The following is a 24,414-nucleotide window of genomic DNA, read 5'->3' as shown; positions in this document are numbered from 1 at the left end:
GAGAAAATCTCCTGGACCCGGGATGCGGGACCGGGAAGTCCGGCCTCGAACGGCGACCACGCGGTTTCCAGGTGACAGAAGTGGATCTGCCCGAGGAGATGCGTGACAATGAGCGAGCCGCTCACGCATCTAGCGCACGTACATGAACTTGCCGCAGCGTTCCAGGGGGTGGCCCGCACACTGGCCCCGGGCGGCCTCTTCGTCTTCGACTTCCCCACGGCAGGGTTCAACGATCGCCTGGACACGTGGAGCGTCATTGACGAAGCCGAGGACGCGGTCCTGCTCTGGCGTGGTGCGCCTTCCGGCGACCGTGCGGTTCAAGGAGACCGTCACTCACCACTATTTCCCACCTGGTCAGGTCGAAAAGCTCTTCTCGTGGCGGTATTCGCCGTGGAGTCGATCTACGGCATCTATCAAGTCGAGTTGCAGTCCGGGGGGTCGATCTGGAAAGGGGCCGGACGTTCTGGGTCGCGGCTCGTAGATGAGAGCGCCCGATACGCGGAGTAATTCACCTGGGTGTGCACGGCGGACTTTGAGTGCTCCGTCGTGCAGACATGCGTGTCCCCAACGAACCGCGGCTGTTCCCGAAGGTCGTGTCATATGTTTCTCCCCGCGGACATCCGCCGCAATGGAGTGCGGCCCCACCTCTACGTCGTTATGCGTGTAGGGCTTGCCCTACAGGGAACGGTGGCCGAGGTAGTGCCCGAGGGTGCGTGCGGGGTTCCTCTGTATGAGTGATACACAAACCGTAGGGCTCCCCCTATGGTCCGGCCTTGAGAGCGTTCGGCATGCTGAGACCATGTGCATCAACATCGTCGTCGTAGACGACGACCCTGGGTTCCGTCGCATCGCCACGACGCTGCTGACGGCACGGGGCCTGCGTGTCGTGGCGGAGTCCCAGGACGGCGCCTCGGCCCTGGCCGCCGTGCGGGCACATCGCCCCGACGGGCTCCTGCTCGATCTGCACCTGCCCGATCTGGACGGACTGACCGTAGCGCGTCGGCTGGCCGCGGAGGACAACCCGCCGCGGATCGTGCTGACCTCTACCGACAAGTCGTTCTGGTCGCCGGAGGAGTTGGAGAGAGCGGGAATCACGTCCTTTGTCGCCAAGGACAAGCTGTTCGACGCCGACCTGCAGGGCCTGTTCGCACCTTCCGCCTCCTGACGGAAGCCCCCTGGGTAATGGCCCTCTTCTCCCGGCCCGAGTCGCTACTGTCCGAGGTAGCGCAGCACCGCAAGTACCCGTCGATGCTGTCCGGTGGCCGCCTGGCTGAGCCCAAGCTTCATGAAGATCCCGGTCACGTGCCGCTCCACGGCGGCGACGCTCACGAAGAGCTGCTTGGAGATACCCGTGTTGGAGTGACCCTCTGCCATCAGCGCCAGGACCTCCCTCTCCTTCGGCGTCAGCGCGGCCAGCGGGTCTTCCGGACGCTTGCGCCCCAGTAGCGCCGCTATCACGTCCGGGTCCAGGGCCGAGTCGCGGGCCAGGACACGCTCGACGGCGTCGATGAGGATTTGGGGGCTGGCCACCTTCTCCTTGAGGAGATAACCCACTCCGCTCGGGTCGTCCCCGACCAGGTCAAGCGCGTAGGAGGCGTCCAGGAACTGGGAGAGGACGATGACGGCGGTCTCCGGCCACGCCGCGCGGATCTTCTGCGCGGCGCGCAGGCCGTCGGCCTCCAGCTCCGGCGGCATCCGGATGTCGGTGATCACCACGTCGGGGCGGTGCTCCTCGGCGGCCCGGACGAGGTCCACCGCGTTGTCGACGGCCTCGACCACGTCGATGCCGGACTTGCGCAGGATGGCCGCGATGCCTTCGCGCATGAACGGCTGGTCTTCACCGAGCACCGCCCGCAGTGGTTGGCTCATGGCGGCATCCTAGCCTGACGCGTGTCTCGCATATATGACAAATACCGTCCTCGGGCGAACCGCCGAAGGCACACATGTGTGACCTCGGCAAACGCTCAAGCGGCGCCGGTCGCGTGTACCTCCCGCGGTGTGGTTAGTGGCACCGTGGCGATCAGCCGCACCACGCCGAGGTCCGACTTGGCCAGCTCGCGCCATTCCGCTCAGAGCTTGCCGGCCGCAGTGGTGAGGGGCTGGACGGCCGAGCGCCGCCTGTCGTGTTCGGCCCCTCACGGGTCGTAGAGGGCGAGTTCCCCCTCGAAATGGCACCTGGCACCGGAGTCGCCGACCGCGGCGCACTTACCGGTTCCTCCAAGGGTGCGGGGGCGGCGCCGATCGTCGTCGGGGGATGTCGATCGCCCGGATCACGGCAGCCTCCAGTGGTCCGCGTGCCGCACGGCCGTGAGTACGGCCGGGCGAGGGCGACCGGCCGTGTTTGCGCATCACTATGGGTGCTCACATGTGATGGGCACTCGGTCGTCACACGAGATGTGTCTCGTCCGTGACACAGGATGTGTCCTCGCCGCGTCCGCCGGCTGTCAGGGACATCTGAGCCGAGGCGGGGGCGCACCTCACGGGCAGTGTAGGGAAAACCCGAGGTCTGGGCGCTTCCTGGGGTCGGATCCGGTCGGCCGGGACCGGCCGACGCGAGAACATCGCCGCAGTTCACACGGCCTGTGCCCGCCGCGAGGGTGGGGTAGGCCCTACGACGGCGTGGGGGAACCCCGAGCAGGGGCGAGGGAGCGCACGACAGACCAGGATGCGGCCCGCTTCGAGACTTGGCGCTTGGATCGAGGGTTTCGTTGTGAAGCGCGATGTGTCGGTCAGCCGCCACCGCTGGACACCTCTTGAGCTGCCCCCCACAGGAACTGAAGAGTTCATCGACAGGACGAGAATGCGCCGCGCTGCATCGAGCACTTGTGGCTGACGAACGGGGATCGGACATGGAACAGCTGGAAACACTTAGGGACGAGGTCCGTGATTCCATGCACCGCGCCGACGTCCAGGTGGCCGCCCGCCCGGGTGGCGCCCTCACCCGGGCGACGCTGCTGGTCGGCTCGCTGGTCTCGGCCGCCGTGGGTGGCCTGCTGATCGTCGTACATGTGCGCACGCCTGTCGCGGCCGGGGCGCTCTTCGGGGTGCACGTGGCGGTCCAGGGGGTGCTCCAACTGCTGGCCGTGCACGAGTCCAAGGCCTCGGCGGCGGTCCGGTGGCTATTGGCCGTCGGCGGCTTCGCTGCGCTACCGCTGGGCGCGGCCCTCTTCCACGGCTGGGCCGACACCGTGTTCCTGCTCGCTCTGTGGACCGGCTGCAGCTGGCTGTTGAGGGGACTCACCATGGCCGTGTCCGTCACCTCGCCCTCGGTACGGCAGGTCTTCGTCTACGACGACGTGCTGAACGCGGTGATTGTGTCGGCCGGTCTGTTCATGACCGCTTTCCCCTTCTCGTCCCTGGAGCAGCTGGCCGACGTCGGAGGCTCCGTACTGATGGCCACTGCGGCGTTCGAGGCGCTCGCCGCCGCACGGCGGCACCCCCGGACCCTTCGCGCCGTCGACTGAGCCGAGCCCGGGCGTAGGAGCACGACAACCCATGTTTCCAGGCCGGTTGACCGGCCAGGTCCCTAGGAGGCGACCATGAAGAAGTGCCACCTTGCGCTGACGATCACACACTGGGTGATCTCCGAACTCGACCTGCCGCTGAACTGCGAGTTCTCGTACAACACCCATGACCCGCTTGCCATAACGCTGGTCTTCGACACCGATGGTGAGCGGCCGGTGCGCTGGATCTTGTCCCGGGATCTGCTGGCCGAAGGCATGACCGTCCGCGCGGGCGAGGGTGACGTGGTGCTCTGGCCGGTGCTCGACCAGGACGGTGAGCCGTCCTCCTTCTGCGTTCAGGTGGGGAGTACCCGCAGGTCGGCACTGTTCGAGATCCCGGCCGAGCCGGTCGCGAAGTGGCTGGCCCGGACCTACGACATGGTTCCGAAGGGGGCCGAACTGGACGGGGTCGACTGGGACGAGCTGGTCCAGCTGGCGGAGTGACACAACCCGGTTGGGACGCCATAGGCACAGAAAGGAAGACCATGCGAAACGCACTGCGCCCCCTACTGAGCGAGTGGCAATGGCAGCAACGTGCCGCCTGCCGCGGAATGAGCAGTTCCACCTTCTTCTCGCCGCCGGGGGAGCGGGGCCGGGCACGCCGCGACCGCGAGGAGCGGGCCCGCGCCATCTGCGGCCGATGCGAGGTCCTCGACATCTGCGCGGCCACGGCCCTGAAGCACGGAGAGACCTACGGCGTCTGGGGTGGGCTGTCCGACGATGAACGCCGGCGCCTCGGCACGGGGACCGCCGCCAAGGCCGAGACGTACGACGCGGCCTCGCAGTGACGGGAGGGTGTGGCACCCTGCGGAGACCGCACCCTCCCGGACCTGACGCCGCCCGCCTGGTCCTGATCCGCCGTCACCATCGCGCTGAGGGCGGATCAGCCGTGGGGCTCGGGAGCCACCGTGGGTGCGGCTGGCAAGGAGACGGCCGAGGCTCGGGACCGGCCGGCCAGACGGTGTGTGGCCCACGCCAGCAGGGACGGACTCACGGACGCCAGGACGGTGTAAGCGGTGTCTACGTGGTCGCCGCGACCAACCGTGCCGAGATCCTGGCCCCGATCCACCCGGCCTTGCCGGTTCGACCGGGTTGGTGACCGCCTCACTGTGGGCCGCGGCGGCCGATCGATGCCACTCGCCACGGACGTGGACCTGGCCCAGGTCGCCGGTACGACCCCGGACATGACCGGCGCCGAACTGGCCGACGTCGCCAACGAAGCCGCCCGCCTAGCCGTCAAGTGCGACCGGACCCGGGTCACCGGGCACGATCTGTCCGACGCACTGAAGAGGTGCAGCTTGATGCGCAGCGTCCGCTGCTGATGCCACAGGAGGAGCGGCGCCGTACTGCCCAGCACGAGACTGGGCCTTGCCTTGCTCGGCATGCGGCAGCCGGGCGCCGACTTGAGCCGCATGGTCACCAAGTATCTGGGCCAGCTGCCGGCGACTGGAGGCGGCGGACGTGCTTCGGCCCCTTCTCCCGCAACGCGTCCTTCCAAGTCAAATGACGGATGCGTGCCCGAGGTCCGGCTGTGAGAGTCGTGCCAGCGGCGTCGGTGTGGTCAGGGGCGTCGGGCGTGGGGGAAGGAAAATACGCGATGACGTCGATCGCCGATGAATGGGGAAGCGTCTTTGACGTCGTACGACAGCCAGTCTGGGCAGTGGACTCCGATCACGCCGTGCGTTACGCGAACGCCGCGGCTGCCGAGACGATGGGATACGGCTCTCCGTCCGACCTGTTGGGCCACGACGGCCGCCCGGCCACTGCACCCGGGGCACCGGAGCCCGCACCCGCCGGGCTGACAGGGCCCGTTCGGGGCGAGGGCACGCTCACACGTGTCGACGGCTCGCTCCTACCGGTCGAGTGGGCCCTGATGCCACTGCCCCGGCCGGGCGGCAGCACGGCCCTGTACGTCTTCCGGTCTCTCGTCGAGCCGACCCCAGACGGTCGTGTGCCCCGGGACGCGGGACTGCTGTTCCGGCTCCTCGTGCACCGGCAGGCGCAGCGGGAGCGCCAGTACGCCAGGACCCTTCAACAGGAGGTCCAGGAACGCATGGTGAGAGCCCTGCTCGGGCTGAACATCGCGCGGCAGGAGCTGGGCACGGCCTCTGCGCAGGCGGTCGACCTGCTGGACGGCGCGGCACGCGATACCGAGGAGGCCCTGGCCGGCGTCCGGGACGTCACCGACGCTCTGTGCCCCGGGGCCCTACGCGCTGGAGGACTGCCCGCGGCGCTCGCCGCCCTCGCCCGGCGCTGCCCGGTGCGAATGGCTGTCTCGGGCACGCTGACCGAGCGGCTGCCTTCGCTGGTCGAGACACACGTGTACCTTCTCGTCGCAGAGGCCGTCGAGCGTGCCGTGGACCACGGCCAGGCCGCTCGCGTCCAGGTGACCGCCGACCTCGGAACGAGCCTGCTAGTCACCGTCGTGGACGATGGAGTGCCGCCCGCGGGGGCGGCGGACCTGACGGCGCTGGCAGCCCTGACCGAGCGGGCTGCGATCCTCGACGGCACACTGACGGTGAGTCACACACTCGGCACGGGCACCACGGTCACGGTGGTCGTCCCGCTCCGGCCGGACGCCGTCCCTGGGCCCGGACACGCTGCCGCCCTTTGAGCGCGGCGGCGCCTGCCACACGGCCGGCCGGATCAGTCCCGTATCGGGATCTGGATCAGGATGGTGGTGCCGCCTCCGGGCGGGGACTCGATGGCCAGCTTGCCGTCGAACGCCGCCACCCGGTCCGTCAGCCCGGTCATCCCGCTGCCGGGGCTGGCCTCGTCCACACCGCCGACACCGTCGTCGGCGACCTTGATCCGCAGCGTGTCCGCGAATTCGACGGAAACGTCGATCCGGGACGCCTGAGCATGCTTGACCGCGTTCGTCACTGCCTCGGCCACGACGAAGTATGCGTTCGACTCGACGGTGGAGGAGATCCTCCGTTCGTCCGTGCTCTCGACGACAGTGGGCACCGGACACCGGGATGCCAGGTCCTGCACTGCCGCCACGAGGCCCTTCACGGTGAGCACGAGCGGGTAGATCCCCGACGCCAGTTCCCGTAGCTCGTTGATTGCTGTCTGCGCGTTGTCGATGGATTGGTCCAGTAGGTCCGTTGCCGCCGTCTCCGTCTCGGGGACCAGCTCACGCGCGAGCCGGAGCCCGATCATCAGGCTCACCAGGCGTTGCTGCGCCCCGTCGTGCAGGTCCCTGGCCGTACGCCGGTGCACGGCTTCGGTGCTTTCCATGATGCGTCTGCGGCTGTCCTGGAGTGAGGCTGCCATGGAGTTGAAGGCGGTGCCCAGTGCCCCGATCTCGGCCACCCTGCTCGGAGGAACCCGCACACCCAGGTCCCCGCCCGCGAGTTGCTCCGCCGCAGCCGCCGCCCCGCGCACCGGACGTACCACCGCACGGTGCTGGAGCACCGTGAAGACGGTCACCAGCGCGGTCGACGCCGCGAGTCCCACGGTTGCGGCGACCACCGCCTGGTGGCTGTTGGCCCCCGCGGCGTCCGTGCGTTCTGCGAGCTGGGCGCGTTCGTCCGTGATGTACTCGTCGAACTCGGCTCGCAGGGCATCGACGCGCCCCTTGCCCTCAGTCATCACCTCGAGACCGGACGCGGCGGGATCGCCTCGGCGGACCATCTCGACCAGTGGCACCGAGTAGTCCTTCACGAAAGACTGAAAGTCCCGCGTGATCTGCTCGGCGGTACGTCGCTGATCCTGGGAGGTGGCGCTCTCGGTGAACCGCCGGGCCGTCGTGGGGTACGCGGCGCGCGCCGCCCGCCACGGCTGGAGAAATGTCTCCCGCTCCGTGATCACGAAGCTGCTCTGTCCTGCCTCCAGGTCGAGGAGCAGCTGTTTCATGTTGCCCGCCTCGACGAGGGCCGTCCGGGAGGCGCGTCTGGCCGAGACAGAATTGTTCGCGTCGGCGATCGCCCACAGCAGGACGGCGAAAGCGACACATATCAACGAGGCGAGCAGGCCGCCTGCCGCGACCGTGAGGCTCGTCAGCCCCAGTCGCCGGCCTCTGTGCTCCTGTTGTGCGCTCATACTCCGCCTAGCTATGGAAAGCTTGAAACATGCCGAGTGTGCAATGTATCGGTAGGCAAGCAGAAGACATGTTCATAAAATGAGGCCCTGCACACATTTGCCGTCGACGTTCCTCCCTGGCCATGTCACTGCCTGTTCTACATCCGCTCGTGTGGTCGGTGTAGTTCGAACAGGGTGCTGGATCGGGTGAGTTGAGCGGTGTTGAGGCATGAAGGCAGACTTCCCAATGGGCTTGTCAAGCTGAGCTTGCGGCGGGTTGTGCGGGTTCGAAGCGGCGTCCGTCCCGCAGTAGGGCCCAGAGACACGTTGACGCGTCGCCGGGCCAGGGCCAGGACGGCCTGGGTGTGGCGTTTCCCCTCGGCTCGTTTGCGCTGGTAAAAGCGGCGGGATTCCGGGCAGAAGTGGATGCTGCTCATGGCGGACATGTAGAAGACGCGCTGGAGCCCGCGGTGGTAGCGGGTGGGGCGGTGCAGGTTCCCGCTGACGCGTCCGGAGTCGTGAGGGGCGGGGGCCAGTCCCGCATAGGTCGCGAGCCGGTCTGCGCTGCCGAACAGGCCCATGTCGCCGCTGGTGGCAGCGAGGAACTCGGCACCGAGCAGAGGACCGATGCCGGGCATGCTGGTCACGATCTCTGCGTGCGGATGGGCCCGGAAGGCCTTGGCGATGTCCTCGTCGAGCTCGGCGATCTTTCGGTCGAGGTCGAGCAGCACCAGCGCGAGAGCCTGGACCAGCCGGGCGGCGGCCTGCTCACCGGGAACCGCTGTGTGCTGCCGGCCGACGGCTTCCACTGCGGTCCGGGCGAGCACGGCTGACCAGCAGGCTCCGCGGCCGCGGAGCCACTTCTCGAGGCGGCTGGCGCCGAGTGGGCGGATCGCGTCGGCCGTCTAATAGCCCGTCAGCAGAACCAACGGTCCCATGTTGGCCAGGTTCAGCTCACGCTCCAGGGCGGGGAAGATGCCGGCCAGCAGGCCGCGCAGACGGTTGGAGGCACAGGTCCGGTCGCAGACCAGGTCGGTGCGCCGAGCTGTCAGGAGCTTCAGCTCTGCCATGGCTTCGTCCGCGGCCCTGAGCGGGTGGCCGCGCCTCCGAGCGCGAAAGCCGCTGCGGTCGCTGCTACCGCGACCCTGCGTGCGATCACCGTGATGGGTCCCGATCTTGTCGGGAACTTGGCCCGCAGTACTTCGCCGTGGTGCCTACACATGCCTCCGACACATTCCACCATCCGCCCCGGCGCATCAACGGTCAACACCTCACCCGGATTGGGACATATACCCGGGGGTGTTCTTGAGTGGTGCTGACCAGCGGGGCAGCGGGACCTGTGTAGATCGTTCCCCGTCGTGCGAGTGATCGTTGCCCGTGGTTAGTACTCGTACAATGCGGCCAGTCGTGGCAGTCGGCGGGTGAGTTCGTCGCTGTCGTCGAAGTCGAAGTCCCATTCAGGATCGAGGTCCGGGTAGCGTGCGGTGGGCACGGTGTCGGGGATCTCTTGCCCGGTGAGGTTCAGATGGGCTTGCCAGGCGATGTTGAGCGCGTCCTCGCATTCAAGTTCGTAGCCCTCGGGGGCGACGAGGCGGACGGTGGGGTTGTCGGCCAGTGCTTGGGGGTCGGCCAGGGCCTGCTCGAAGACTTCGCGTCCCTGCAGGATCAGCCAGCCGCGGAAGTAGTCGAAGCCGTCGTCGGAGCATCCGCCGTTGATCATGTAGGCGGCGGCCCAGAGCGGAGCCCGGTAGGAGTCCGCCAGTAGCTGGTACACGGCCTGATGGGCACTGATGACCTCCTGGGGCGGACGGGCGGCGAGCAGGGCGGTTGCCTCACGGGCGATGGCATCGGCGTCCGCCGTGTCGGGGGCCTGCTGGCGCGCTTGCTCGATCAACGCCCAGAACGGCTGTGTGTCCATGGCGGCAGAGCTTGCCACGGGGGTCTGACAATCAGTCCCGCGATGCTTGGTGACTTTGCGCAGCAATGCGGGGCCCAACAGATCAAGATGACCGAGACCATCCACGTTGCTCTCGACCAGGCCGGGCTGCTGGCCGACGAGCACTTCGTCGACCGGCAGCTACATCACCGCCAGACTGCTGGCCACCAGCGCCGGCAGCCACGGCGTCGAACTCACCGGACCGATCCGTGCAGACATCACCTGGCAGAGCCGACGGAGGCTTCGCGATCGACGGCTTCCTCAGCGACTAGGACGCCCACACAGCTGTCTGCCCCGGACACCGCAGTGTCCGCTGGCCCTCCGAGGGACCATCCCCGCAGGTGCAGGGAGCACACGGTGCTCGGCCAATCGAGCGCGCCGACCCAGGGACCATCCCCGCGGGTGCGGGGAGCACACTCGGTGACCTGCGGGTTCATGACTGACGAGTGGCGTTCGGAAGCACTCTTGGTTAGACCGGCATTCCGTTCATAGGGGGCAAATTTTCGGTTGTTGGTCGTCAAGTCGAGGCTGGCCGGGGATCGTACGCCGCCGGACCTGCTGTTGCGTGGGGTTGGGCGGATTCCGGTCGTGATGGTGTTCGGTTTCTTGAAGGGGGAGTTGTCGGGCGGTATCTGCCTGTAGGTATCAGGGATGGTGCATGACGGGGAGTGCAGGTCTGGGCTGGGGGATCGGCTTGAAGGGCCCGTGCGGACGGTGTGGGCGAAGCATGACCGGGACAGCGAGGCTGGTTGCCGTTGTGGCGGCATATGGAGGACAGCGCCGCGGTGGCGGGGCTGTTGTGGGACCGGTGGCTGCCCGGGAACGTCCGGGCTCTGATTTCCGAGGTGTTGCCGGGCGGTGAGGGGGATGGCCGGCGGCTGGCGGTGTGGCTGGCGGGTGTGCACGACATTGGCAAGGCGACGCCGGCGTTCGCGTGTCAGGTCGACCCGCTCGCCGATGTGATGCGTGCGCACGGTTTGGAGATGAAGACGCGGCGTCAGTTCGGGCCTGACCGGCGGCTGGCTCCGCACGGTTTGGCCGGACAGGTGCTGTTGGCTCAGTGGTTGGAGGAGGAACACGGCTGGAGCGGGCGGCAGTGGGCGCAGTTCGCGGTGGTCGTGGGCGGGCATCAAGGTGCGCCCCCGGACCACGGGCAGCTCAAGGGCCTTGACGACCGTCCTCAGCTGTTGCGGACTGCGGGGGCGAGCCGGGGCTGTGGCGGCTGGTGCAGGAGGAGCTGCTGGATGCGTGCGCCGATGAGTTTGGCGTACGGGATCGGCTCGCCGCGTGGCGGGCGGTGAAACTGCCGCAGCCGGTGCAGGTGCTGCTGTCGGCGTTGGTGATCGTCGCTGACTGGATCGCCAGCAACCCCGACCTGTTCCCGTATTTTCCGCAGGCGGCCCATCGTACGGGCGCCGAGCGGGTGGCGGCTGCGTGGCAGGGTCTTCGCCTGCCCGAGCCGTGGAGGGCCGAGGAGCCGCCCGAGGACGTGCAGGAGTTGTTCCGGACGCGGTTCGATCTGCCGCCGGGAGCGGTCGCGCGGCCGGTGCAGGAGGCGGCGGTGCGGCTGGCGCGCAGGATGTCCGCCCCGGGGTTGCTGGTGATCGAGGCACCGATGGGCGAGGGGAAGACGGAGGCTGCGCTGGCGGTGGCCGAGGTGCTGGCGGCGCGGTCGGGTGCGGGTGGGGTGTTCTTTGCGCTGCCGACCATGGCTACGGGCAATGCGATGTTTCCGCCGCTACTGGACTGGTTGAAGCGGCTTCCTGCCGAGGAGGGTACGCGGCTGTCGGCGCTGCTGGCGCATTCCAAGGCAGCTCTCAACGACGATTACGCGGATCTGCTGCGCCAGAGTGCGCAGCAGATTGCCGCCGTCGAGGTGGATGAGGAAGAACGCCCTTGGCGGCCCGCGGACGATCAGCGGATTGCGTCGGCCGAACTCGTGGCGCACGCGTGGTTGCGGGGGCGTAAGAAGGCGATGCTGTCGTCGTTTGTCGTGGGCACGGTCGACCAATTGCTGTTCGCGGGGCTGAAGAGCCGGCCTCTGGCGCTGAGGCATCTGGCGGTCGCGGGCAAGGTCGTGGTGATCGATGAGGCGCATGCCTACGACACGTACATGAGTGCCTATCTGGACCGGGTGCTGTCGTGGCTGGGGGCGTACCGGGTGCCGGTGGTGGTGCTGTCGGCGACGCTGCCCGCCGGGCGCAGGCGGCAGCTGGCCGAGGCCTATGCGGGAGCCGGCGGCGCCGGCGCCGTTGGGGCTGAGGAGTTTGAGGCGGTGGCGCGGACCGATGGGTATCCGCTGCTGACCGCTGTGCCGCCGGGCGGCACACCCGTCGTCGAATGCCCGCAGGCCTCGGCTCGCGGGGCATCGGTCCAACTCGAACGCCTCGACGACGACTTCGGTGTTCTGGCGGACCGGCTGGTCGCCGAACTGGAGGGCGGGGGGTGCGCACTGGTCGTACGGAACACCGTCAACCGGGTTCTGGACACGGCGCGGATCCTGCGCGAGCGGTTCGGTGACGACGCCGTCACTGTCGCCCATTCGCGGTTCATTGACCTTGACCGGGCGGCGAAGGACGCCGCCCTGCTCGCCCGGTTCGGCCCGCCGGACAAGAGCGAGGAGCGCCCGCGCGGACCCTATATCGTGGTGGCCAGCCAGGTGGCGGAGCAGTCCCTGGACGTCGACTTCGACCTGCTGGTGACCGACCTGTGCCCGGTCGACTTGCTGCTGCAGGGCATGGGGCGCCTGCACCGCCACCAGCGGGGCGAGGGCCAGGCGGACCGCCCTGGGCGGCTGCGTACAGCGCGCTGCCTGGTGACCGGTGCCGACTGGACGGGCCAGGTGCCCGTGCCGGTGCGGGGGTCTGTTGCCGTGTACGGCGCTTATGGGCTGCTGCGCTCGGCCGCCGTCCTGCTGGAGCACCTTGACGGTCCGCGCCGGCCGGTGCGGCTGCCGCAGGACATCAGCCCGCTGGTGCTTGCGCCATCAGGTCCAGCTCGGACAGGTGGATGTAACGGCGGGTCACGGGCAGCATGTGCAGCCCCGCCTCGTCCAGGCGCACCTCCTGGGAGCGAAGCGTCTGAGCGAGCGGGTCGTGTACGACGACCGACAACTTGGCGGAGCTGCCGCCGACGGACCGGGGGACGATCCCGGACTCCAAAGGGAAGGGCACTGGTGCCGGGTACCGCGGCCTCGATCACCAGACGTCCGTCGGGTGTCAGGGCGCGGAAGCACGATCGCAGGCAGGACATTTGTCGCTCGGATGTCGTGAGCAGGTAGAACGTGCTGGCCACGACGTAGATCAGCGGGAACTGTTCGGGCATCGCGAAGTCGGCCATGTCCGCGATCCGTGCCTCGATGGGAAGGACGCCACGGCGCTCCTCCAGACGCCGGATCATTTCCGTGGAGGCGTCCAGACCCACCACGCGGATGCCGCGCCGGGCCAGCGGCAACGCGATGCGGCCTGCGCCGATGCCGAGTTCGAGTGCGGGGCCGTGGCCGACGAACTGGACCAGAGCCTCGGCGACCGGTTCGGCCGACCCCAGGCTGGCTTCGTTGTACGTGGCAGCCCACTGGTCCCACAGCGCGGCCTGCTCCTCGTACACGCCCATAGGGCATTGCTCCTTTCCTGGACGGGAGAAGGGGTGCGGCAGGGCCCCGCCCTAGCGGTTGGAGGCCCTGCCGCACAGGTGGGGCGGCGTCAGATCACACCGCCAGCCGCAGGTAGTGGTCGACGGTGATGTCGGGGCCAAGCAGCCCTCGGACCGCCATCAGCAGGCGGGGGGCTCGCACGAGAGCCTGAGCCCATTCCTCCTCGGCGTGGGGGTTGCGTACGACCTCGCGCAGGCTTCCGCGGTGGGTTGCCACGAGTGCGGCGGCGCGGGCGCGGGCTGTCGCCGGCGCGGTCCAGTGGTGGTGGTGCTCGTATCCGGCCGATCCCAGTCGGCCGTCGCCCACAGGCGCGCTGTAAGTCCGCACGGTTGCGGAGGCGGGTGGCTCGGACATGAAGTGCCGTCTCGCTCTCATAGGGATGGAAGGGGACCTCAACGGCTCGCCCGCTCGGGGTGCTGTTCATTCACGAATGGCGGGCCTGAGTTCCTGGTCAGATGAGGATTGGGGGCCTTTCAGTGGCGGCGCACTGTGTTGGTGCAATGGGTGTGGATGAGATCCGATCTCGCCGCCGTGCCGGAAGGACTGGAGTAGTCGCGCGGCACGGAGGGCTCGCCGTCCCTGATCGGCTCTTCGCAGGCCGGGCAGATCCCCACTCCGCGCAGCCTCTCGTAGTGCTCGCACAGGGCATTCAGGGTGCGTGCCAGCCGCCGTGCGTAAGCCACCGCTCCGCTCAGCCCGGGAAGCGGGCTGGCGCGCAGCTTGCCGCGCGCTTCGCCGACGCAGGCGAGAACGCAGTAGCGGGGCACGCTGTCCCGCGGGAGATCCAGTGCCAACTGCTCGACCTTTGGGGCGAGGAGTTCCAGATGCCCGCGGAGCTGACAGGTGAGGGTTGCCAGGTCGTCGGCCGGGTGGGGCAGGGCTTCCGGTGCGGCGTCGGGCTCCAGCAGACGACGGGCTAGGTCGCGCATTGTGGAGAGGTCCAGTTCCAGCGCCTCGATCGCAGGACGAGTGGCGCTCACTGGGCCGTCTCCAGTGCGTTGCGCAGCACTACTGCCGAGGTGAGGCCGTGCTGTTGGGAAATGAGCCAGTACGGGCCGGGGGGTGCTTGCTTGTGGTTCGGCGGCAGCACCAAGTGGGCGTTGGGCCCAAGCGAGGCGGTCTGCGGCACGTCCCAGTTGGTGGTGCTGCCTGCAGGGACGAAGAAGTACAGCACCGGTTCGGGACGCATCGGGTCCACGGCCACGGCCCCGGGATCCGGGATCAATTCGATCGCACGGACGCCCAGGTGGCGTCCCACTTTGACGGCGTCCCATTCCACACCGGCGGGCGCGAGCCGCAGGCCGGCCGCGGTCAACATGTCTGCCGCATCGCTGATCATCTGTCGTCCGTCCTTCGTCGTACAGTGCGGCGAAGGTACGGCTGGACCAGTGGTGCTACCCGAACTGAGAGTTCGGGTGAACGGTGAGTTCGGGATCAGATGAGCTGGAGGCGTTGAACGAGTTCGTCGACCTGGCGGCGGAAGGTGGGGCGGACCCGTTTCTGAAGGTCGAGGATCATGTCGCGGGCGAGCGGACTGTGCGCGAGGTCCTCGGAGCAACGTCTTCCAAGTCCAGCAGATGGACGAGGACGGCTGCATCCTCGCGTCGCAGGTCGTGGCACCTGGCCAGCTCGAGACCAAAGGTGAACTGCCGCTCACGGCTGGGCAGTCCTTGCGTGCTGATCTGGTCGGCGACGCGAAGCCCCTCAGAGGCTTCGCCGGCGAGCATTTCGATGCTCATGGCGTGCATCGCGACATTGGTCGGCCCGAAGACGGTCCACTGGACGTTGCCCTCTCCCACCTGTTGGGCGAGCGGAGCAGCACGCTGTTCAAGCCGATGACGCGCCTCCCACCATCGGCGGCAGCGGGCATCGGAGACCACCGCGACCAGTTCGAGGGCGCCTTCAACTGCCTTGGCTCCTTCGGTTGCTGGCGCTTGATGCAGCTGCTGGATGGCCTGGAGAGCAACCTCCTTGGCTTCCTCGACGGCGCTCGGCTCGCTGTGTGAGAGCAGCACGTGGCCGAGGTTCCACTGTGCTGCTGCCATGCGCACAGGGTCGTCGGCATCCTCAGCCGCCCGGATCGCTCGATCGGCGACCAGCAGGGAGAGGTCCAGGCGTCCGGCCCGGCGGCAGTAGGACCGCAGTAGTCCGTACAAGTCCGCTGCTACGCACAGGACTTCGCGCCGCGCTTCGATGTCGGTCCCGGCGCGGTGCACCCGCAGGGCATGCTCGACGTCTGCGATGAGATCGGGAAGGACGATGGCTACTGCCGTGAACCGATCCTTCGACGATTGCCAGGTTCGCCACGCCTGTTCCACTCGTTCCCGAAGTTCCGCGGGTGCCGCAGGGGCGGAGCTGCCCGGGCGGTCGTAGCCCATGAGAGCGCGAGCTACGCCGGGCGCGGCAGCGAGAGGGACGGCCAACTCTTCGACACCGTCTTCGACCAGCAGGGCGGCCAGTGGCACTCCCAATTCGGCGGCGATCCGAGCGAGAACATCAGCCGATGGCACCTTCTGCCCAGCCTCGATCTGCTGGAGGTAACGTTCAGTGATGCCGCACAGCCCAGCGATGGCCGCCTGGGTCCGGATACCGTTCTTGCGCCGGTAGTGCTTGACCTTCTGGCCCACGGGCAGCTTCGGTGAGATCACCGTTCCGGCCCCTTCCCCAGTCACGTCTCGTACCGTCAGCGTAGGGCGCAGAGTGCTAACGCGTGCGCGGTCAGCACACGTTCGCGCAACACGAAATACCCCAGTGATGGGTGGGTAGTTGGGAGAGGCAATGGCGCGGCTGGTCCTGTGGGACATCGACCACACACTGATCGACACACGGGGGGTGGGTCGCGAGCTGTCGGCGGCAGCCTTCCTGCAGACCACAGGGCAGGCGATGCGGGAGCAGGCCAAGATCGACGGGATCACGGAACCCGTCATCTTCCGCGAGACCGCGAAGCTGCACGGACTGACCACCGACCGTGCCGACTTCGAGCGCTTCGCCCGTGCGCTGACGGCGGAGCACCTGAAACAAGCCGCGGAACTGCGGGAGCGTGGCCACGCCCTGCCCGGTGCGGCGGCCGCCGTCGCCGCGCTCGACGCTGTCGGCATCCGGCAAACCGTGGTGTCGGGGAACATCCGCCCCGTGTCGGAGATCAAGCTCCAGGTTTTCGGGCTCGACCGGCACATCCTGTGGGAGCTCGGGGCGTACGGCGAGGACAACGACGTGCGGGCCGAGCTTGTGAAGTTGTCCCTCCGCCGTGCGGGTGCTGCACCTGAGGAGGCCGTGCTCGTCGGTGACACTCCGGCAGACGTGCAAGGAGCCCATGCGAACGGTGTGCGGGTGATCGCTGTCGCGTCAGGACGCAGCGACGAGGGTGTATTGCGAGACGTCGGTGCGGAAGTCGTCTTGTCAGATCTGCGCGACACGGAGTTGCTGGTGAAACTCGTGCGTGGTGACAGTCAGTAGGCCGGCCCCAACAACTGCGTCAAACCCCAGGCGAGTCGGACTATCGAGCACCGTGCGCCGGCGATTCGGGCATTGCAGGTCAAGATTGCGAGTCGAGCGGGACCCTTCAAGGGCCAGGCCATGGCGGGCTCACTGATCGATTTACGCGAGTGCGAACAGCCTGGACAGCCTAGTGCCGAACCCTGGACGCGGGACGGTCGCACTGAATTGCCGGGATGGTTGGTTGTGCCATCCCGGCGTCCCACGCGCTTGAGGGCGGCAACCCAGGATCCGCTTGGGTAAAGAATCGGTCAACATGCCGATCCGACCTTGGTGTTAGATCGTGTTCGCACCTTGCAGTAGGAACGAAACGCGGCGGTAAATGTGGAGCCCTGCCTGTCCAGTGCAACGCAGGTCAGCGGCGGGGTAGCACGCCCAGGAGGGTTGCGGTCAGGGCCAGCTTCAAGGAGTCCTTCAGCTCCAAATGGAAGCGGGCCAGGTCGGGCTCGGCCTGGTAGGCCGCCTGCAGGCTGGGTGGGGGTGTGCTGTACGCCGACAGCGCGCCGGCCATGACCACGGTTTGCAGGCTGAACTGTGTTGCGTTCTCGCCCAGCTCCGGCAGGTACTTCAGGATCAGGGCGGTCATGGTTGTCAGGCGGACCAGGGAGGCGCGCTTGTAGCGTGCTACGACCTCGACGGAGACGTTGTGTTCCAGGACGCTGCCCTGTGCGCCGAAGAGGTCGCACAGCACCACTCGGCCGGAGAGCGAGCGGCTGAGGATCTCGGCCACCGCTGCCGCCCGCTCGGCCATGGGTAGATTTTCGTCGATGCCGGCCGCCAACTCGCCTGCCAGTTCCGTCAGCCACTCCTGCAGGAAGCGGTCCAGCAGTTCCAGCAGCACCGCCTCGCGAGACTCGAAGTAGCGCAGCACGTTGGGCTTCGCCAGGCCTACCCGGCGGCTGAGCTCGTTCAGGGTGACCGCGGCCACAGGCATCTCGTCGAGCATCGCCGACGCCGTGTCGAGGATTGCCCGTCGGCGGATCTCCCGCTGCTCTTCGGTTCGCGCCCGCTGGAAAGTCACGATCACCAGCCTAACTTAGGTACCTGCGGTACGTTGACAGCGTACCGAAAGTACTTTAACGTCGTCGGTGCAAGATACCTTCGGTACGTTAGTTAGTGGGGAGCCTGGCATGAGCGAGAAGTGGACGACGGCGAACATTCCGGACCAGCGCGGGCGGGTGGCGGTGGTGACCGGGGCCAACACCGGACTGGGGTACGAGACCGCCAAGGCGCTCGCCGAGCGCGGGGCGTCCGTGGTGCTCGCCGTGCGCAACGTCGAGAAGGGCGAGCAGGCCGCGGCCCGCATGACCGGCGACGTGACCGTGCAGGCCCTGGACCTGACCTCGCTCGACTCCGTCCGGACCGCGGCGGCGGCGCTGCGGTCCCGGCTCGACCGGATCGACCTGCTGATCAACAACGCCGGCGTGATGTATACCCCGAAGCAGACCACCCGGGACGGCTTCGAGATGCAGTTCGGCACCAACCACCTCGGCCACTTCGCGCTCACCGGGCTGTTGCTGGACCTGATGCTGCCGGTGCCCGGCTCGCGCGTGGTGACGGTCAGCAGCACCGGCCACCGCATCCGGGCCGCGATCCACTTCGACGACCTGCAGTGGGAGCGGTCGTACAGCCGGGCCGCCGCCTATGGTCAGTCCAAGCTGGCCAACCTGATGTTCACGTACGAACTGCAGCGCCGGCTCGCCACGCACGGCACCACCGTCGCGGTGGCCGCGCACCCCGGCATGTCCAGCACCGAGCTCGCCCGCAACACGCCCGCGGCCCTCCGGCTTCCGCTCACGTGGCTCGCGCCGCTGATCACCCAGACGCCGGCGATGGGCGCGCTGCCGACCCTGCGCGCCGCCACGGACCCCGCCGCGCTCGGAGGCCAGTACTACGGTCCCGGCGGACGCAACGAGGTCAAGGGCCACCCCCGGCTGGTCACCTCCAGCCCCCAGTCGTACGAGGTAGCCGTCCAGCAGCGGCTGTGGGCCGTCTCCGAAGACCTCACCGGGGTGAAGTTCCCCGTCGTTCAGTCCAGGCAGAACCCGTTTCCCTCCGGATCGGCCATCACGATGTAGCCCGCCCTGGTAGGAGGCGCCGGCTCGTCGCGGCGCAAGCGGGTGGCGCCGAGACCGACGAGGGGCTCGCACTCCGCTTCGAGGGCGGCCATCCGCTCGTCTCCGCGCAGGCCGGGTGCGGCGCGTGCGTCCAGGTGCAGGCGGTTCGGCGGCTATTTGATCGTGGACGTGCCTTCGGACGCTGCCACCCGCACTTCAGTCATTCCGCAGGTTCCCATAGCCGTACTTACCGGTGGCTGGCGGCTCGGGGGTCGTTCTGGGGGCAGGGGTATGCGCGCGGAGGGCACGGCACACGACCAGGTCGTGGTGGGCGGGAATGTATCCGGCAGGGGCTTGGTTGTACGAAGCGGTCGCAGTTTTATGTGTGTGTTTGTCTCAGTCGCAGGCTCGCAGAGAACGATGTTGCGGGCGCGAAGCTTGCCTTCAGGTTGCTGGAGGAGCCGCGTCGTGAACCGGCCAGGGATCTCGCACAGTGCGAGTTCCCTCACCCAGCCCCTGTAAGGAGCAGCAAATGACTCAGGGAACCGTGAAGTGGTTCAACGCCGAGAAGGGCTTCGGCTTCATCGCCCAGGCCGACGGCGGTCCGGACGTCTTCGTGCACTACTCGGAGATCGACAGCTCGGGCTTCCGTAGCCTCGAGGAGAACCAGCAGGTGGAGTTCGACATCGTGCAGGGCCCCAAGGGCCCGCAGGCGTCGCGCGTCCGCCCGCTGTAATCACGCATCACCCGGCAGGCCTGACCTGCCGCAGTTGATCTCATGAAGAGGGCCGGCACCAGCAGGTGCCGGCCCTCTTCGTATCCCGCACAGCCGTCCTGGCCGCGGTCAGCCCCCGGACGCCGTGACGACGGGCTCTTCCCACGCCCGGTCGACCACCCGTACGAGCCCCCTGTCTGTCAGCTTGATCCGGGGCGACACCGGCAGGGTCATCGTGGACAGACTCATGAAGGCGTTGCGGTGCCGCCAGCCCCACGCGTGCAGTGCCTCCCGGACGTCCGCCGCGCCCGCGGCGACCTCGGACGCGGGCGCGGGGGACATCACGCCGCCCACGGGAAGCGGGAGATGGACGGCGGGCCATCCGGCCACGGCCACACAGATCCCGCCGCACGAGCCGATGACGCGGTTCGCCGCCCGGCGCAGCATGCCCGCGTCGGTGGCGACCACAGTGAGGTTGTGGCTGTCGTGCGCGTACGTGGTGGCCGCCGCGCCCTCGGCCAGGTCGAAGCCCACCACCGGGGCCATCGCTCGGCGGCCGGTGCCGTGGTGACGCTCGTACACCGCGAGCAGAGCCGTTCTGCCCTCCCAGCGCACGACGCCATTCCGTACGGGCAGAACGACCTCGGCCGGTTCGGTGTAGGTGTCCACGGGGTTGACCCGCAGGGCCCGGAAGGTGTGGTCGCCGTCGGGGAGTTCGGCGTGCCAGAGGCAGTCGTCCTCCTCGAGCGGGGCGAGGCGGACCGAGTCGGCGAAAGGATTGTCCGGCTGAGCGAAGGGGTCGTCCGGTTGTGGCTCCGGCGCCCGCGTTCGGCTCCGTGCCCCGTCCGCCGTACGGCCGTCATGCTCCGGCACGACCTCGCCCCCGCAGACCACCGTCACGGGCGTCGGGTCGTCGAGAGCGCGCAGCAGCACGAGGTCCGCCCGCTTGCCCGGGGCCACCACGCCCCGGTCGTCGAGGCCGAGCCGGCGGGCCGGATGCAGGGTCAGGGCGCGCAGGACGGTCAGCGGACTCATCCCCGCGTCCAGCGCGACGCGGGCGATGTGGTCCAGGTGCCCGTGCTCGAGTATGGCGTCGGCCGCCAGGTCGTCGGTGACGAGGCAGAAGTCGGGCAGCACGGGCAGTGCGTCGAGTCGGCGTACGAGTTCGGGGCTGAGGGACTTCTCCTGAAGCATCAGCAGCATGCCGAGCCGCGCCTTCTCGACGGCCACCTCGGGGGAGTTCTTGGTGTGGTCGGAGTCGATTCCGGCCCACAGGTACTCCCCGAGGTCGTCGCCGGACAGGCCCGGACAGTGGCCGTCGAGACGTACGCCCTTGCGCCGCGCCGCCTCGACGATCGAGCGCATGCGCGGCAGGCCGGCCACGACGGCGCGGTAGTCCATCACCTCGCCGAGTGTGGTGACGCCGTCCCAGTCGAGCATCTCGGCGATGTCCTCGGCGGTCAGCCGGCTGCCGGCCGTCTCGAAACCCTCCAGGGCGGGCACGCAGGAGGGCACCGCCCACAGCATGGTCTGCGCGGCCCCGCGGCCCTGCTCGATCATCCACGCCATGGCCGCGCGCCCCGCCACGTTGACGATCTCGTGCGGATCGGCGAGGACCGTCGTCGTACCCCGCGGGACGGTGACCCGCGCGAACTCCGCGGGGGTGAGCAGCGAGCTCTCGATGTGCATGTGCGCGTCGATGTAGCCGGGCGCGACGAGCAGCCCGTCGGCGTCCAGGACGCGGTCGGCCTCGATCCGTACGCCGGGCGTGGCGACGGCGCGGATGAGGTCACCGGTCACCACCACGTCGGCCGGCAGGAGCTCGCCGGTGTGTACCGAAACCACCTCGGCACCACGGATGAGGAGGTCGCAGCGGCTGGGCATCGGCATGGGTCTCCCGCTCATTTCCTGCGCTGGTCGGTCAGAAGGTCTGGGTCTGGGTTTCTGGGTTCGACGCGTGCCCGCCGTCCGGGTGCGCGCCGTAGCGGTCCAGAAGCCGCGTCATGAGGAACGTCCGGAACGCCTGCGCGTCCACGCCGGTCGCCACACGCGCATTGGGCGGCAGCCCGGTGCGCCCGTGCACGTCGGCGACCAGGGCGCCACGGGTGAACTCGCCCGCGCACTCCACGGTCACCCACGCGTCCGTCCACTCCAGAAGGTCCGGGCGGACGGCGGCGGCCACGGCGAGCGCGTCGTGCACGGCACAGGCACGCACCTTGTGGCGGCGGGCGTAGCGCTCGACGAGGTGGCGCAGCATCCGCCCGGCGGCCGAGGTCACCGGTGCGCCGTCCGCGATGAGCACGTCGGCGTCGGTGAGCGGGGTGAGGGCCTTGCGGGTGACGTCGAGCCCGACGATGCGAAGGGGGACGCCGGACTCGGTGACGTAGCGGGCGGCCTCCGGATCGGCGTGGAAGTTGAACTCGGCGGCGGGGGTGGCGTTGCCCGGGGCGAAGGCTGCCCCGCCCATGACCACGATCTCTTTGAGCCGCTCGCGGGTGTCGGGGTGGGTGTGCAGGAGCGCGGCGATATTGGTGAGCGGCGCGGTCGCGATGACGGTGATCTCGCCCGGACCGCTGTCGTACACCTGGTCCGCGATCCAGTCGACGGCGTGGCCGGGGTGGACGGGCCGTACGGCCTCGGGGAGTTGGACGCCTCCCAGGCCGTAGGCGCCGTGCACCGGCTCGTCGGGCTGCCGCAGCGCGCGGGCCAGCGGCCCGGCGTGACCTCGGAGCACCGGCGCGGTCGCCGCGGGCCCGCCGATCAGGTCGCACAGCCGAAGGGCGTTGTCGACGACCTGGTCGAGGCCGACGTTGCCCGCGACGGTGGTCACGCCCGCGACGTCGAGCTCCGGCGACGCGTACGCCAGGAACAGCGCGATCGCGTCGTCGATGCCCGGGTCGCAGTCGATGACGACCCGCGCGGGGGCCCGGCTCATCCGGAGACCTCGCGCTGGAAGCGGTCCACCCACTCGTCGTTGTGCTCGACGGAGTAGGCCAGGTCGGGGGAGGTGAATCCGGCGGCGGACGGATCGGTCGCGGCCTTGCCGGCCACCTCGCTGATGGTCGCGGGGACCTCGGCGTCCTGGTTGACCGGCTTGTCGTTGAAGGAGGCGGCCGCCTTCTCCTGGACGTCGGCGGAGAGCAGGTAGTCGATGAACTTCTCGGCGCCCGCCTTGTTCTTGCCGCCCTTGACGATCTGAGCGGTGTTGGCGGCGACGTAGCGGCCCTTGTCGAACGGGGCCCAGCCGATGGGCTTGCCCGCCTTGGCCGGGTCCACGGCGAACAGGTCGAGGCCGGGTGCCATCTCGACCTCGCCGCGGTCGAGGAGACTGACCAGTTCGGTGCTGCGGCTGAAGAACTTCAGGACGTTCGGCTTGAGGTCGGACAGCTTCTTGAACCCGGTGTCGGTGTCCTTGGGGCCCGAGCCGTACGTCGCGGAGGCGGCCTGGAGGAACGGGGCGCCGGCGCTGGTGGACATGTCGGGGACGGCGACCTTGCCCTTGTGCTTGGCATCCCACAGGTCCTGGAGCGTCGGCGGCTGCTCGAACTTGTCGGTGCGGTAGAGCATGCCGAGCAGCTGGTAGGTGTACGCCGGGCCGTAGCCGTCCTTGCTCCGCGCGAAGTCGTAGGTCTTCGCCATGTTCGGGACCTTGGCGGGGTCGACCTTGTCGAACAGGCCCTGCTTCTGACCCATGGCGGCGAAGAGGTCGGAGATCATCACGACGTCGACGGTGGGGTCGGTTTTGTTGACGCGCAGCTTGGTCAGCCGGTCGGCGTTCGCCCCGGTCTCCACGGTGACGTCGATGCCCGTCTTCTTCTCGAAGGGCTTGACCACCGTCTCCTCGAAACGGTCCGCTCCGAAGCCGAAGGTGCTGACCGTCAGCTTCTTCGGGTCCGCCGCGGCGGATTCGGCGCAGCCGGAGAGGGCGAAGGCGACGAGGGACGCGACGGTGACGCCGGTCGTGAGTCTGGTGGTGCGGATCATGCGGGGAGCTCCTGACGGTCGGAGTCGGAGAGATCGCGCCGAGCGTCGCCGTCGTCGCCGGGCAGGGGGATGGCCTGTGCGTGGGGCAGGTGCAGCCGTATCGGTGCGCCCGCGCGCAGGGTGTCGTCGGTGGTGACGGCGTGCAGGGTGCGGTCGCCGGCGCTGGCGGTGACCGCGACGTCCGTGCCGCGGAATCGGACCGCCGTGACGGTCGCGTCGATCACCTCGCCGCCCGCGGGCGGTTCCCGGTCGGGGCCGAGGACGCCGATGTGCTCGGGCCGGATGGTGACCGGGCCGCGCCCGGGCAGGTCGAGGAAGTTCTCGTAGCCCAGGAACTCCGCCACGAAGCGGGTGGCCGGAGTCCGGAACACCTCGCGTGGAGGCCCTTGTTGGACGATCCGCCCGCGGTCGAGGATCACCATGGAGTCGGCGAGTTCGAGCGCCTCCTCCTGGTCGTGGGTGACCAGAATGGCCGTCAGCCCGGTTTCGCGCTGGACGCGCAGCAGTTCCTGGCGCATCTGGACGCGTAGCCGGGCGTCCAGGTTGGACAGCGGTTCGTCGAGCAGCAGCACCGAAGGGCGGATGGCCACCGCGCGGGCCAGCGCGACCCGCTGCTGCTGCCCGCCGGACAACTGCCGCGGCTTGCGCCCGGCCAGGTGGGCGAGGCCGACCAGGTCGAGGACCTCTGCCACCCTGGTGCGGATCTCGGCGGCGGGCACACCGCGCATCCGCAGCCCGAAGGCGACGTTCTTCTCGACGGTCAGGTGCGGGAAGAGCGCGTACGACTGGAACACCATGCCGATGTTGCGGTGCTCGGGCGGCAGGGTGGTGGCGTCCTTGCCGTCGAGCAGGATCGTGCCGCCGGTGGGCTCCAGGAACCCGGCGATCATCCGCAGCGTGGTCGTCTTGCCGCAGCCGCTGGGGCCGAGCAGCGCGGTGAACTCGCCGCGCGGCACGGTCAGATCGATGGAGTCGACGGCCACCGTGCCCGAGAACTCCCGGGTGATGGACTGGAGTTGGACCACTGGTGTCGTCATGGTGGGGGACAT

Annotated in this window: 24 protein-coding genes and 3 pseudogenes; 11 read left to right on the top strand and 16 right to left on the bottom strand. The window is 68.7% G+C overall.

What is annotated here, in order from left to right:
- Positions 1–108 precede the first annotated feature (108 nt).
- Together ACTWQO_RS33745 and ACTWQO_RS33740 are read left to right on the top strand one after the other, a co-directional pair.
- A complete protein-coding gene (locus ACTWQO_RS33745; RefSeq protein WP_443241172.1) occupies positions 109–507 on the top strand; it encodes a hypothetical protein in 399 nt (132 codons plus the stop codon).
- Positions 508–799: 292 nt separating this feature from the next.
- Complete coding sequence (locus tag ACTWQO_RS33740; RefSeq protein ID WP_443241171.1) at positions 800–1,165, top strand: response regulator; 366 nt, start codon at positions 800–802, stop codon at positions 1,163–1,165.
- A gap of 44 nt (positions 1,166–1,209) precedes the next feature.
- Here ACTWQO_RS33740 and ACTWQO_RS33735 read toward each other — a convergent pair whose 3' ends face one another.
- The gene (locus tag ACTWQO_RS33735; RefSeq protein WP_443241170.1) at positions 1,210–1,869 is read right to left on the bottom strand and encodes a response regulator transcription factor; all 660 of its coding nucleotides are present in this window, start codon (positions 1,867–1,869) and stop codon (positions 1,210–1,212) included.
- A gap of 980 nt (positions 1,870–2,849) precedes the next feature.
- On the opposite strand from ACTWQO_RS33735, the gene ACTWQO_RS33730 reads away from it, so the two are divergent.
- From ACTWQO_RS33730 to ACTWQO_RS33710, 5 genes and pseudogenes are all read left to right on the top strand, one after another.
- Positions 2,850–3,464: a hypothetical protein gene (locus tag ACTWQO_RS33730; protein ID WP_443241169.1), complete on the top strand. Its 615-nt coding sequence runs from the start codon at positions 2,850–2,852 to the stop codon at positions 3,462–3,464.
- Between the two features lie 75 nt (positions 3,465–3,539).
- Positions 3,540–3,947, top strand: coding sequence for an SsgA family sporulation/cell division regulator (locus tag ACTWQO_RS33725; protein WP_443241168.1), 408 nt, complete (start codon positions 3,540–3,542; stop codon positions 3,945–3,947).
- A gap of 41 nt (positions 3,948–3,988) precedes the next feature.
- Positions 3,989–4,291: a WhiB family transcriptional regulator gene (locus tag ACTWQO_RS33720; RefSeq protein WP_443241167.1), complete on the top strand. Its 303-nt coding sequence runs from the start codon at positions 3,989–3,991 to the stop codon at positions 4,289–4,291.
- A gap of 218 nt (positions 4,292–4,509) precedes the next feature.
- Positions 4,510–4,924: pseudogene (locus ACTWQO_RS33715) on the top strand (ATP-dependent zinc metalloprotease FtsH); the annotation flags it as partial.
- A 176-nt stretch (positions 4,925–5,100) separates the two neighbouring features.
- Positions 5,101–6,117 (top strand): sensor histidine kinase, encoded by a 1,017-nt coding sequence (locus ACTWQO_RS33710; protein ID WP_443241166.1) that lies wholly within the window; start codon positions 5,101–5,103, stop codon positions 6,115–6,117.
- Between the two features lie 32 nt (positions 6,118–6,149).
- Here ACTWQO_RS33710 and ACTWQO_RS33705 read toward each other — a convergent pair whose 3' ends face one another.
- The 4 genes from ACTWQO_RS33705 to ACTWQO_RS33690 form a co-directional block, all read right to left on the bottom strand.
- The gene (locus tag ACTWQO_RS33705) at positions 6,150–7,547 is read right to left on the bottom strand and encodes a CHASE3 domain-containing protein (protein ID WP_443241165.1); all 1,398 of its coding nucleotides are present in this window, start codon (positions 7,545–7,547) and stop codon (positions 6,150–6,152) included.
- A 137-nt stretch (positions 7,548–7,684) separates the two neighbouring features.
- Entirely contained in the window at positions 7,685–8,353 is a 669-nt protein-coding gene (locus ACTWQO_RS33700) for a transposase (protein ID WP_443241164.1), read from the bottom strand.
- 78 nt (positions 8,354–8,431) lie between these two features.
- On the bottom strand, positions 8,432–8,596 hold the full coding sequence (locus ACTWQO_RS33695; protein WP_443241163.1) for a hypothetical protein: 165 nt from the start codon (positions 8,594–8,596) through the stop codon (positions 8,432–8,434).
- Between the two features lie 311 nt (positions 8,597–8,907).
- The gene (locus ACTWQO_RS33690) at positions 8,908–9,444 is read right to left on the bottom strand and encodes a DUF4240 domain-containing protein (protein WP_443241162.1); all 537 of its coding nucleotides are present in this window, start codon (positions 9,442–9,444) and stop codon (positions 8,908–8,910) included.
- 669 nt (positions 9,445–10,113) lie between these two features.
- Here ACTWQO_RS33690 and cas3 point away from each other — a divergent pair.
- A pseudogene (gene cas3 / locus ACTWQO_RS33685) lies at positions 10,114–12,439 on the top strand (CRISPR-associated helicase Cas3'); the annotation flags it as partial.
- On the opposite strand, the gene ACTWQO_RS33680 reads toward cas3, so the two are convergent.
- The 5 genes from ACTWQO_RS33680 to ACTWQO_RS33660 all read right to left on the bottom strand — a co-directional run bounded on the left by ACTWQO_RS33680 (position 12,346) and on the right by ACTWQO_RS33660 (position 15,762).
- Positions 12,346–13,074, bottom strand: a complete 729-nt coding sequence (locus tag ACTWQO_RS33680) for a class I SAM-dependent DNA methyltransferase (protein WP_443241189.1) — start codon at positions 13,072–13,074, stop codon at positions 12,346–12,348. The pseudogene cas3 and the gene ACTWQO_RS33680 sit on opposite strands and share 94 nt — an antisense overlap.
- 94 nt (positions 13,075–13,168) lie before the next feature.
- Complete coding sequence (locus ACTWQO_RS33675; RefSeq protein WP_443241161.1) at positions 13,169–13,468, bottom strand: hypothetical protein; 300 nt, start codon at positions 13,466–13,468, stop codon at positions 13,169–13,171.
- A gap of 119 nt (positions 13,469–13,587) precedes the next feature.
- Entirely contained in the window at positions 13,588–14,094 is a 507-nt protein-coding gene (locus ACTWQO_RS33670) for a DUF6415 family natural product biosynthesis protein (RefSeq protein WP_443241160.1), read from the bottom strand.
- Positions 14,091–14,453, bottom strand: coding sequence for a hypothetical protein (locus tag ACTWQO_RS33665; RefSeq protein WP_443241159.1), 363 nt, complete (start codon positions 14,451–14,453; stop codon positions 14,091–14,093). The genes ACTWQO_RS33670 and ACTWQO_RS33665 overlap by 4 nt, the downstream gene beginning before the upstream one ends.
- Before the next feature lie 175 nt (positions 14,454–14,628).
- Positions 14,629–15,762, bottom strand: a complete 1,134-nt coding sequence (locus tag ACTWQO_RS33660) for a helix-turn-helix domain-containing protein (RefSeq protein WP_443241158.1) — start codon at positions 15,760–15,762, stop codon at positions 14,629–14,631.
- A 130-nt stretch (positions 15,763–15,892) separates the two neighbouring features.
- Between ACTWQO_RS33660 and ACTWQO_RS33655 the strand changes: the two genes are divergently transcribed.
- Positions 15,893–16,570, top strand: a complete 678-nt coding sequence (locus ACTWQO_RS33655) for an HAD family hydrolase (RefSeq protein ID WP_443241157.1) — start codon at positions 15,893–15,895, stop codon at positions 16,568–16,570.
- A 394-nt stretch (positions 16,571–16,964) separates the two neighbouring features.
- Here the strand turns inward: ACTWQO_RS33655 and ACTWQO_RS33650 are convergent, their stop codons facing one another.
- Positions 16,965–17,630: a TetR/AcrR family transcriptional regulator gene (locus tag ACTWQO_RS33650; RefSeq protein WP_443241188.1), complete on the bottom strand. Its 666-nt coding sequence runs from the start codon at positions 17,628–17,630 to the stop codon at positions 16,965–16,967.
- Positions 17,631–17,739: 109 nt separating this feature from the next.
- Here ACTWQO_RS33650 and ACTWQO_RS33645 point away from each other — a divergent pair, with 109 nt between their 5' ends.
- The gene (locus ACTWQO_RS33645; RefSeq protein ID WP_443241156.1) at positions 17,740–18,687 is read left to right on the top strand and encodes an SDR family NAD(P)-dependent oxidoreductase; all 948 of its coding nucleotides are present in this window, start codon (positions 17,740–17,742) and stop codon (positions 18,685–18,687) included.
- Here the strand turns inward: ACTWQO_RS33645 and ACTWQO_RS33640 are convergent.
- Positions 18,639–18,833: pseudogene (locus ACTWQO_RS33640) on the bottom strand (VOC family protein); the annotation flags it as partial. The gene ACTWQO_RS33645 and the pseudogene ACTWQO_RS33640 overlap by 49 nt on opposite strands.
- 365 nt (positions 18,834–19,198) lie before the next feature.
- Here ACTWQO_RS33640 and ACTWQO_RS33635 point away from each other — a divergent pair.
- The gene (locus tag ACTWQO_RS33635; RefSeq protein ID WP_073491490.1) at positions 19,199–19,402 is read left to right on the top strand and encodes a cold-shock protein; all 204 of its coding nucleotides are present in this window, start codon (positions 19,199–19,201) and stop codon (positions 19,400–19,402) included.
- A 108-nt stretch (positions 19,403–19,510) separates the two neighbouring features.
- On the opposite strand, the gene ACTWQO_RS33630 is transcribed toward ACTWQO_RS33635, so the two are convergent.
- The 4 genes from ACTWQO_RS33630 to ACTWQO_RS33615 are packed head-to-tail and all read right to left on the bottom strand — an operon-like array spanning position 19,511 to position 24,402.
- Positions 19,511–21,271: an adenine deaminase gene (locus tag ACTWQO_RS33630; protein WP_443241155.1), complete on the bottom strand. Its 1,761-nt coding sequence runs from the start codon at positions 21,269–21,271 to the stop codon at positions 19,511–19,513.
- A 31-nt stretch (positions 21,272–21,302) separates the two neighbouring features.
- Positions 21,303–22,316 carry a nucleoside hydrolase gene (locus tag ACTWQO_RS33625; RefSeq protein ID WP_443241154.1) on the bottom strand — a complete coding sequence of 338 codons (1,014 nt, stop codon included), beginning with the start codon at positions 22,314–22,316 and terminating at the stop codon, positions 21,303–21,305.
- Positions 22,313–23,365, bottom strand: coding sequence for an ABC transporter substrate-binding protein (locus ACTWQO_RS33620; protein ID WP_443241153.1), 1,053 nt, complete (start codon positions 23,363–23,365; stop codon positions 22,313–22,315). The genes ACTWQO_RS33625 and ACTWQO_RS33620 overlap by 4 nt, the downstream gene beginning before the upstream one ends.
- Positions 23,362–24,402, bottom strand: a complete 1,041-nt coding sequence (locus ACTWQO_RS33615; protein ID WP_443241152.1) for an ABC transporter ATP-binding protein — start codon at positions 24,400–24,402, stop codon at positions 23,362–23,364. The genes ACTWQO_RS33620 and ACTWQO_RS33615 overlap by 4 nt, the downstream gene beginning before the upstream one ends.
- Positions 24,403–24,414: the final 12 nt, after the last annotated feature.

It is taken from the genome of Streptomyces sp. 4N124, from assembly GCF_052245395.1.
Classification (GTDB): Bacteria; Actinomycetota; Actinomycetes; order Streptomycetales; family Streptomycetaceae; genus Streptomyces.
The sequence above is the reverse complement of the archived record's forward strand: the minus strand, read 5'-3'. Positions and strand labels throughout refer to the sequence as shown.